Source organism: Pseudomonas donghuensis (genome assembly GCF_000259195.1).
GTDB lineage: Bacteria > Pseudomonadota > Gammaproteobacteria > Pseudomonadales > Pseudomonadaceae > Aquipseudomonas > Aquipseudomonas donghuensis.
In genome coordinates, this window is record NZ_JH650768.1 from 95,781 (window position 1) to 105,954 (window position 10,174).

General features: G+C 63.9%; 6 protein-coding genes. 4 read left to right on the forward strand and 2 right to left on the reverse strand.

Annotation, left to right across the window (positions count from 1 at the left end; translation table 11 throughout):
• Positions 1–11: 11 nt before the first annotated feature.
• From UW3_RS0116575 to UW3_RS0116585, 3 genes are all read left to right on the forward strand, one after another.
• Positions 12–1,070: an ABC transporter substrate-binding protein gene (locus UW3_RS0116575; RefSeq protein ID WP_010223683.1), complete on the forward strand. Its 1,059-nt coding sequence runs from the start codon at positions 12–14 to the stop codon at positions 1,068–1,070.
• 204 nt (positions 1,071–1,274) lie between these two features.
• Positions 1,275–3,512: a TonB-dependent receptor gene (locus UW3_RS0116580; protein ID WP_010223684.1), complete on the forward strand. Its 2,238-nt coding sequence runs from the start codon at positions 1,275–1,277 to the stop codon at positions 3,510–3,512.
• A 37-nt stretch (positions 3,513–3,549) separates the two neighbouring features.
• Complete coding sequence (locus UW3_RS0116585; RefSeq protein WP_010223685.1) at positions 3,550–6,009, forward strand: TonB-dependent receptor plug domain-containing protein; 2,460 nt, start codon at positions 3,550–3,552, stop codon at positions 6,007–6,009.
• Between the two features lie 98 nt (positions 6,010–6,107).
• Here UW3_RS0116585 and nfuA read toward each other — a convergent pair whose 3' ends face one another.
• Positions 6,108–6,692, reverse strand: a complete 585-nt coding sequence (nfuA, locus tag UW3_RS0116590) for a Fe-S biogenesis protein NfuA (RefSeq protein WP_010223686.1) — start codon at positions 6,690–6,692, stop codon at positions 6,108–6,110.
• Positions 6,693–6,777: 85 nt separating this feature from the next.
• Positions 6,778–9,078: a fatty acid cis/trans isomerase gene (locus UW3_RS0116595; protein WP_010223687.1), complete on the reverse strand. Its 2,301-nt coding sequence runs from the start codon at positions 9,076–9,078 to the stop codon at positions 6,778–6,780.
• 156 nt (positions 9,079–9,234) lie between these two features.
• On the opposite strand from UW3_RS0116595, the gene UW3_RS29675 reads away from it, so the two are divergent.
• The coding region (locus tag UW3_RS29675; protein WP_010223688.1) for a homocysteine S-methyltransferase family protein at positions 9,235–10,174 on the forward strand (940 nt) is incomplete at its 3' end.

The window sequence follows — 10,174 nt, forward strand, 5'->3', positions numbered from 1 at the left end:
TGGAACCCACGATGAGTACACCCCTCGACACCCTCTGGTACACCCACAGCCCGGTGCCCACCGGCCTTGGCATCGCCGTGCAAAGCGGGCGCCTGGCCGAAGCCTTCCAGCCGCTGGGCACCTCGATACAGTCGCTGCGTGAATCCAGCGAGCGCGAAGTGCGCGAAGCCCATTACGACCATCACCTGCGCAACTCGGTGCGCCACGGCGGCAACATTCCGGCGATCTGGGCCTATGCCAGCGGCGTGCAGACCCGCGTGCTGGGCCTGAGCTGGGCCGATGAAGTGCAGTTGATCCTGACCACCGAAGACAGTGGCGTGCGCACGGTTCGCGACCTGAAGAACCGCCGCTTCGGCCTGCCGAAATGGGCCAACGTGCAGATCGACTTCACCCGCGCCCAGGCCCTGCGCGGGCTGGAGAACGCGCTGAAACTCGAAGGCCTGAGCGTGGCCGATGTCGAGCTGGTCGACTACCCCTATGGCGGCACTCACAGTGATGAACAGGTCACCCATGTGCATGGCGCAGCGGTGACCCTGGGGGTGAACCGGGTCAGCCGGCGCAACAACGAACTGATCGGCCTGCTGCGCGGGGATATCGATGCGATCTTCCTCAAGGGCGCCTCAGCGCTGCAACTGGCCCACGAGTTCGGCTTGCGGGTGGTGATCGACACCGGCTCCCACCCTGACCCGCTGATTCGTTCGAACAACGGTACGCCGCGCACCTTGACCGTGGATATCAACCTGCTGGAGCAGCACTTCGGTGCCTGCAAGCGCATCGTTGACGTGCTGCTGCGCACCGAGCAGTGGGCCTGGGCCAATGCCGATGAAACCCGGCGCTACCTGGCCCGTGAGCTGAACACCAGCGAGTATTGGGTGGCGGCGGCCTATGGCGAGGATGCCCATCGGCGCTTGCGCACCACGCTCGATAGCCGCTCGATCGAGGCGTTGCAGGATTTCACCGATTTTCTCCATCGCTGGGCCTTTATACCGCGGCGCTTCGATGTGCGTGAGTGGATTGATTTCAGGGTGCTGGAGGCGGTGATCGGCTCCACTTCGCGGGTCGCTACCTGATCGCGGGGCAAGCCCGCTCCCACCCTGTAGGAGCGGGCTTGCCCCGCGATTGCTGCCCCAGCAACAGGAATTCCACACCCCCTGCTGAATAGCTAACAATCACTCCCCAAAAATCCATTAAACACCCTTAAATACAGTAACTTACAAACATGGCACAAACCCTGCTCTATCCCCTTCAACTGCACATCCGGGGAGACCAGCAGCATGCACACACTTAACCCAATCGCCACAGGCATCGGCCTGAGCATCCTGCTGGCCAGCCAGTCGCAACTGCTCAGGGCCGACGACAGCACCACACCGGCCCTGAAGACCGTCACGGTCACCGCCCAGCACCGCGAAGAAACCCTGCAGGAAGTCCCTGTGGCGGTCACCGCCGTGCAAGGCAGCAGCATCACCGCCGACGGCGTTCGGGCCATGGGCGACATCACCACGTTCATCCCCAACGCTTCAGCGAAGAACCCCGACGGCGACGGCCGCCCGCGCTGGTACATCCGCGGCCTGGGCACCGGCGACACTGGCGCTGCCACCGTCTACCCGGTGGGCATCTACGCCGACGACGTCTACCTCAATGCGCCGGTGGCCGGCGGCGGCCCGCTGTTCGACCTGGAACGCATCGAGATCCTGCGCGGCCCGCAAGGCACCCTGTACGGCAAGAACACCACCGCCGGTGCGGTGAACATCATCTCCAAGAAGCCGGGCTTCGAGACCGACGGCTTTGGCACGATCGGTTTTGGCAGCAAGAACGAGCGCATCCTCAGTGGTGCCATCGGTGGCGCGCTGGTCGATGAGCGCTTGGCCGCACGGGTGTCGCTGTACTCCGAAGAGCGCGATGGCTTCACCCACAACCTGAGCAACGACCAGACCTACGGCGACGTCAACAAGAAGGCGGTGCGCGTGCAGTTTCTGGCCAAGCTCAACCCCGACCTGGAAGCGCTGTGGAAGATCCACGGCCGCCAGTTCAAGGGCGATGGCAGCAGCGGTTCGCTAACGCTCGGCCGCTACTACAACGTCGGTTACCAGCGCCCGGAAGGCCGGCGCATCGAGCTGAACGTCGATGAAGATGCCAAGCTCGACCACAACGGCACCTCGCTGACCCTGAACTGGGACATCGGCGACTACACGCTGACCTCGATCAGCGCCTACGACTACATCCGCAACCAGCAGCTCAGCGACGCCGACTACACCCCCTATGAAGTCAACGGCGCCGCCGACAGCGACAACCGCTACGACCAGTATTCCCAGGAGTTTCGCCTGGCCTCGCCGCAGCAGGAAACCCTGCGCTGGATGCTCGGCGCCCACTACTTCCACGAAACCCTCGACAGCAGCGCCCTGCGCACCGTCACCCCGGGGCCGACGCCCAATGGTACGGGCTCCAACCAGACTGGCGGCGTGGTGGACTTTCGCGACCTGAGCTACACCCACAAGACCGACAGCTACGCGCTGTTCGGCAACCTGGCTTACGACGTCACCGACAACCTGACGGTGACCGGCGGCCTGCGCTGGACCACCGAGAAAAAGGACATCGACCTGGACCTGGTGCAACTGACCCGCGCCACCGCCAACGGCCCGCTGATCCCGCTGACCGCCAACGGCAGCAACGGCTCCCAGGAAGAAGCCAAGCGCTGGGATGCCTGGACCTACGACCTGACCCCCGAGTACCGCATCAATGACAACCTGCGGGTGTTCTTCCGCTACGCCCATGGCTTTCGTTCCGGTGGGTTCAACACCGGGCTGTCGACCAGCCTCGCGCAGTTGACCACGGTCGATCCGGAAGAGCTGGACGCCTACGAGCTGGGGCTTAAATCCGAATGGCTCGACCATCGCCTGACGGTCAACGCCAACCTGTTCTACTACGACTACCAGGACATCCAGGTCAACCTGCTGACGGTCAACAACGGCATCCTCACCACGGCGCTGACCAACGGTGCCAAGGGCAAGGTCAAGGGCGCCGAGCTCGAAATCGAGGGCCAGCCAACCGACGCCCTGCACCTGCGCGCGGCGCTGTCGTTCCTCGACACCGAATACACCGACTTCAAGAACACCAACCCCACCACCGGTGCTGTCACCGCCGACTACAGCGGCAACAGTTTCGTGCGTTCGCCGCGCTACGTGGTGTCGCTGGGTGGCGACTACACCATCCCGCTGGAAGTCGGCGGCAAGCTGGTGGCCGGTGCCGATGTCAGCTTCCGTGACCGCGAGTACTTCCTCGCCGATCGCCAGAGCAGCGCCGACCAGCCCCTCAACCAGCCGCACTACACCCTGGCCAATACCCGCCTGACCTGGTTCAGCCCGGATGAAAAGCTCAGCGTCACCGGTTTCGTCAACAACCTCACCGACCGCCGCTACCAGGTCCACGGCCGCCCCAACGGCACCGCCGGCCAGTACGTGATCACCTATGGCGACCCGCGCACCGTGGGCCTGAGTGTCACCAGCCGGTTCTGATCGCTGCACCTTTTGCGTCTTACAGGAGTCTGTTCCCATGTTCCGACCTACCCCCAAGGCCAGCGCCATCGCGCTGGTCATCGGCGGCTTCGGCGCGCCCGGCGTTTACGCCCAGGCGCCCGCCGCCAGCGACAGCAAGCTCGACACCGTGGTGGTGGTCGGCACCCGTCGCAGTGATGTCACCGCCCTGGAAAGCGCCGCCCCGGTGGATGTGCTCAGCGCCGAGCAGTTGCAGGAAACCGGCGCGCAGGATTTGTCCGCTGCCCTCACCGCACTGTCGCCGTCGTTCAGCTTCCCGCAGTCGCCGCAAGGGGCCTTTGCCGGCTCCATTGCCCAGGGCGCTTCGTTGCGCGGCCTGGCCTCCGACCAGGTGCTGGTGCTGGTCAACGGCAAGCGCCGCCACAGCAGTGCCAACGTCACCCGCCAGGGCCTGGCCAACGGCCGCGGTGCGGCGGCGGTGGACTTGAGCCTGATCCCGCTCAGCGCCATCTCGCGGGTGGAGATCCTGCGTGATGGCGCCGCTGCCCAGTACGGCTCGGATGCCATCGCCGGGGTGATCAATATCGTGCTCAAGGAGAACGACGCCGGCGGCAACATCGGCTATCGTTTTGGCGGCTACGCCAAGGGCGACGGCCTGCAGCGCAAGCTCAGCGGCTGGAAGGGCCTGGCCCTGCCCAACGATGGTTTTCTCAACCTGAGTTTCGATGCCGGCAGCCAGGACCCGGCCAGCGACACCCGCCCGGACAACCGCATTTTCTACCCCGGCTCCCCCAGCATCAACAGCGAGCGCGAACAGAACAACCGCTACCGCACCTGGAACTGGGGCTCGGGCAATGTCTCCGACCAGTACAACCTGGTGGCCAACAGCGAGCTCGGCATCGGCGACGGCCTGACCGCCTACGGCTTTGCCACCTACGCGCACAAGAACACCGACGCCGAAGGCTTCTTCGACCCGCCGACAACCCTGCGCAACAACTACGGCAGCGTGGCCCTGCAGCGCTACCCGGACGGTCGTTTGCCGATCACCCGCTACAACCTTGAAGACTATGCCGTGACCGGTGGCGTGCGTTACGAAGACGAGCAACTGGGCAAGTTCGACCTGGCGGCCAACTACGGCAACGACACGCTCAAGTCCACCGACCGCAATGCCATCAACCCCAGCTGGGGCAACGCCAGCCCGCAGAAGATCTACACCGGCGAGCGCGAGAACGAACAGACCAACCTGACCCTGGACTGGGTCCGCGACTTCCCTACCGACCTGCTGGCCAAGCCGCTGACCCTGTCGGCGGGCCTGGCCTGGCGCAAGGAGCACTACAGCCTGAGTGCCGGCGAAGCGGCTGGCTGGCAGAACGGGCCGCTGTTCAACACGCTCGACCCACTGAGTGGCCGGCGCATTCCCGGTTACTACGCAGGCATCACCCAGGTCGATGCCGCGTCGCTTGAGCGCAAGGTGTTCGGTGCCTATGTCGATGTCGAAGGGCAGATCACCGACAAGTTCCAGGCCGGGGTTGCGGTGCGTTCCGAGCATTATTCGGACTTTGGCGACACCACCAACGGCAAGCTTTCGCTGCGCTACGACTTCACCCCGCAAATCGCCGCACGCGGCAGCATCAGTTCCGGTTACCGCGCGCCATCGCTGGTGCAGAGCGGTTTGTCGTCGTTCAGCGTGCAGGTGGTCGAACAGCCTTCAGGCAGCGGCAACTGGGTCGAAGTACAGCAGCGCACCCTGCGCGCCGACAGCCCGGAGGCGGCCTTGCTCGGTGGCCGCGCATTGAAGCCCGAGGAGTCCACCAACCTGTCCCTGGGCCTGGTCTGGCGCCCGCTGAGCAACGCTTCGGTGACCCTGGATGCCTACCGCATCGATATCGACAACCGCATCACCCTCTCCGACCAGTTGCCCAGCAACGTGGTCGGGCCGATCTTTGCCGGCACGCCCTACGCCAACATCCAGAGCGCGGCGTTCTACACCAACATCGCCGACACCCGCACCGACGGCCTGGAACTGGCGGGGCAATACCAGTGGGACTTGCAGCAGTTTGGCCGGCTCAACCTCAACGCAGGCGTTGCCAAGACCCGCACGCGAATCACCGAGCTGCGCGATGTCGGCGGTATCAGCGGCGAGCAGATCGTCGGCCGCGCCACCCAGGGCCTGATCGAACACGGCACGCCGGAAGACAAGCTGACCTTGAGCGCCAACTGGCTGTACGAGAACTGGGGCGTGACCCTGACCCAGCGCCGTTATGGCCAGTGGCAGAGCCTGAACAGCAGCAACCCGAACCTGGACCAGACCTTCAGCCCGCAGTGGATCACCGACCTGGACCTGAGCTACAGCTTCGACCAGGGGCTGAAACTGTCGGTGGGCGCGATCAACCTGTTCGACAGCCATCCGGACAAGCTCGAAGGGCCGCAGTTGTACGGGGTGCCGAAGTATTCGATTACGTCGCCGGAGGGGGCGCAGGGGGCGTTTTACTATGTGAGTGTCAGTTATGACTTTTGAGGCTTGAAGACCGCCATCGCTGGCAAGCCAGCTCCCACAAGGTTCGGTGCATGCTGTACCTGGGGGAGCTGGCTTGCCAGCGATGGGGCCCTATGGAGCTAGTAGTAGGCGTTCTCTTTCTGACTGTGGTCAGTCACATCACGCACACCCTTGAGTTGCGGAATACGCTCGAGCAAGGTCCGCTCGATGCCTTCCTTCAAGGTCACGTCGGCCTGGCCGCAGCCCTGGCAACCGCCACCGAACTGCAGCACGGCAATACCGTCCTCGACCACTTCGATCAGGCTGACCTGGCCGCCGTGGCTGGCCAGCCCCGGGTTGATCTCGGTTTGCAGGTAGTAGTTGATACGCTCGTTGATCGGGCTGTCTTCGTTGACCATCGGCACCTTGGCGTTCGGCGCCTTGATGGTCAGCTGGCCGCCCATGCGGTCGGTGGCGTAGTCGACCACGGCGTCCTCGAGAAACGGCACGCTGACCGCGTCGAGGTAGGCGGTGAAGGATTTAAGGCCCACCGCTTGGTCTTCCGGCTTCTCTTCGCCCGGCTTGCAGTAGGCAATGCAGGTCTCGGCGTAGGTGGTGCCCGGTTGGGTAATAAAAATGCGAATGCCAATACCCGGGGTGTTCTGCTTTTCCAGCAGATCGGCCAGGTAATCGTGCGCGGCGTCGGTAATAGTTATGGCGCTCATGGAAGTTCCTCACAGACTTGTCGGCAGTTTACGCCAACCTGGCCGCCGAACAAAGTCCTAGTAATTCTGTCGGAAAAGATCATGTTCAGAGATTCTCGTAGCGGTTCATGTCGAGCACGCCCGACTCTACCGGCTCGGTCTCCTTGATGTAGCTGTCGAGGTCATGGAAGTACTGCCAGAACTGCGGATGGCTGCGACGCACGCCCCAGCGCATGACAATACGCTCGAACTTGGCGGTGTCATCACGGGCCGCTTCCAGGTCCTCGACGAACTCCGGCACATCACTGGCCGGGACGTTGAAGATGAAGTTCGGGTAGCTGCTGAGCACGCCCGGCACCAGGGTCAGGGTGTCCAGGCCCGGCTGGTAACGGTAGGCCTCGCCGAGCATGAAGGCGACGTTGCTGTGGGCGCGGTTGCGCAGCAGGCTATAGACCTGGCGCTGGCCGCCCGGCCCTTCGATGCGCAGCATGGTCGCTTCCGGCAACTGGTTGATCACCTTGAGGCCGGCCGCCGGGCGTGATACCAGGCGGCTCAGGGCCTGTTCGACATCGCGGAACGCTTCGCTCATCTGCGGGCGCGAGCAGTAGGCACCCTGGCAGCGGTTGATCGGGTCGGGCGTGGCATTGAGGCTGCCGGTACGCTGGATCAGCTTGAGGCCGAAGTCACGCTTGGGGTCGCGTTTGTCCAGCTTCAGCGCGCTCGGGGTGTCGGTGTCGATGTCCTCATAGTCCATCCACATCTTCACCTTGCCGCTGTTCTGGTACCAGTCGCCGAGGATCGCAGCACGGGCATCGGCCGGCATCAGGCGCAGGAAGTTGACCTCGGCGCCATTGCGGATCAGGTCGAAGTACAGCCGCGTCTGCGCCTGGTGCGAGACGTTGCCATAGACGTCGAAGTTGACCGCCAGCTGGTAATAGGTGCGCTCGAACAGCGGGTAGTCGAACAGCCAGATGGTCTTCGGCACGTCACCGATCAGGCCCTTGCTCACCGAGGCGCTGTCGAAGTGGCGGAAGATGGTCAACAGCGCGTTGTCATTACCGGCCCACAGGGTCGACCAGCTCGGCGGCGGGACTTCGGCATAGGCATCGCGGCGCAGCTTTTCGTACTCGTTGCGCTTGTCGCGGTAGGCATGCCAGAGGGTCAGGATGCTGCCGACGTCGTCGATCTGCCCGGGCATGGCCAGCAGCGGCGTGGCCTGGCCGCGATACTCGGCATCGGTCAGGTAGCGGTCGTGGGCCGGTTCCTGGAACAGCGTCCAGAAGTTGTCGCGGATCACGTCGGTGGCGATCTGGCCACGGCACACCGGGCCACGGATGAAGGTGCGTACGAAGTACTCGGCGTTATCGAGCATGAACTGGTAACGGGCCACCGCCGGAATCGCTTCGAAGGTCTCGAACGGGTTGGCACGGTGGCGCGGGCCATAGCCGGGCAGCGCATTGGCGTGCCAGTCGCCGCTGTAGAACAGCTGCTTGACGCGCTTGAGCTTCTGCGGGCCCATCGGGTAGGTGATGTGGGTTTTATGCACGATCACGCCCTGCACCGGCATCAGCCGGTAATAGAAGTCGGTGCCCGGCGGGTCGTTGGGCCGGCGCGTGGCGATCAGGTCGATCGGCTGGCCGCTTGGCGTGCGCGAACGCACCCACTGGAAGAAGTGCCCCTGCTCGCCACCGACAAAATGAATGTGGGCCAGGAACAGGTGCTCGTACAGCCAGCGGCCGACCAGCGCTTCGGTCGAACCCGGGCGGTTGAGCAGCGCCTCCCAGTCGGCGATCTGCGCGGCCTCTTTGGCGCTCGGCTGGATCGGGTTGTGCTCCACCGGCGCACCGGCCGCCAGCCAGCGTTGCAGGGTCTGGTACTGGGCATCGGTGAGGCCGGTGACCGCCAGCGGCATGCCCTCTTTCGGGTGCGCGCCGGCATAGGCGTCGAACTCGCCGGGCAGCGGGCACATGTTGTTGCGGTTCAGGCCCAGGACGATCTCCTCGGGCAGCTTGGCGTTGGGCGTCAGCGGGGTTTTGTGCCCCAGTTCGAGCATCCGCGCCATCAGCGCAGCCTGGCTGCCCTGGTTGTCGAGTACCGAGTAAAAGCCCTTGCGCTGCCAGGCTTGCGTGCTGTTGGCGTCGTAGAACAGCCGCGTCGGCGCCACCGCCGTGCTGCGGTCGCCCTGGTACACCGGCACTTTCGAAGCGCCCCGCGAGGCACCCTCGGCACTGCCCAGGTTCAGCTGGCAGGCCGCGTCGTTGCAGGCGTGGCAGGCCACGCATTTCTCGGTAAAGATCGGTTGGATGTCCCGGGTATACGAAATAGCCGAGCTTGATTGAGGGGCTTGCCCCAACGCCACGCCGCTGATGAACAGAGCGAAAGCGCCGGCAAGTAAGCGATGCACCATGTGCCGAATGTCCTGGGTATTGATAGCTTCACGATTCTACCGGTGCTGGCGGCGTGCCAACATGAATGAAATTCATGTAAATCTTCAACACGTCTAAAAACCGCGCAGCTTTGTTATTATTCCGCAACTTTTGTTTTTGCCCGACCAGGTAGTCCTATGTCTGACCGCAGCGCTCGTTTCCAAGCACTTCAGCAAGCACTCAAAGAGCGCATCCTGATTCTCGATGGCGGCATGGGTACTATGATCCAAAGCTACCGCCTCGAGGAACACGACTATCGTGGCACGCGCTTCGCCGATTGGCCAAGCGATGTCAAAGGCAACAACGACCTGTTGCTGCTGTCGCGCCCCGACGTCATCGCCGCTATCGAGAAAGCCTACCTGGACGCCGGCGCCGACATTCTCGAAACCAACACCTTCAACGCCACGCAGATTTCCCAGGCCGACTACGGCATGGAAGCACTGGTCTACGAGCTCAACGTGCAAGGCGCGCGCGTCGCCCGCCAGGTGGCCGACGCCAAGACCCTCGAGACGCCGGACAAACCACGCTTCGTTGCCGGCGTACTCGGCCCGACCAGCCGCACCTGCTCGATTTCCCCCGACGTCAACGACCCGGGCTACCGCAACGTCACCTTCGATGTGTTGGTAGAAAACTACATCGAGGCCACCCGCGGCCTGATCGAGGGCGGCGCCGACCTGATCCTGATCGAAACCATCTTCGACACCCTCAACGCCAAGGCGGCGATCTTCGCCGTGCAGCAGGTGTTCGAGGAGGACGGCGTCGAACTGCCGATCATGATCTCCGGGACCATCACCGACGCCTCCGGCCGGACCCTGTCGGGGCAGACCACCGAAGCCTTCTGGAACTCGGTGCGCCACGCCAACCCGATCTCCGTGGGCCTGAACTGCGCCCTCGGCGCCAAGGACCTGCGCCCCTACCTCGAAGAGCTGTCGACCAAGGCCGGCACGCATGTCTCGGCGCACCCCAACGCCGGCCTGCCGAACGCCTTCGGTGAATACGACGAAACCCCGGCCGAGATGGCCGTGGTGGTCGAAGAGTTCGCCGCCAGCGGCTTTTTGAACATCATTGGCGGGTGTG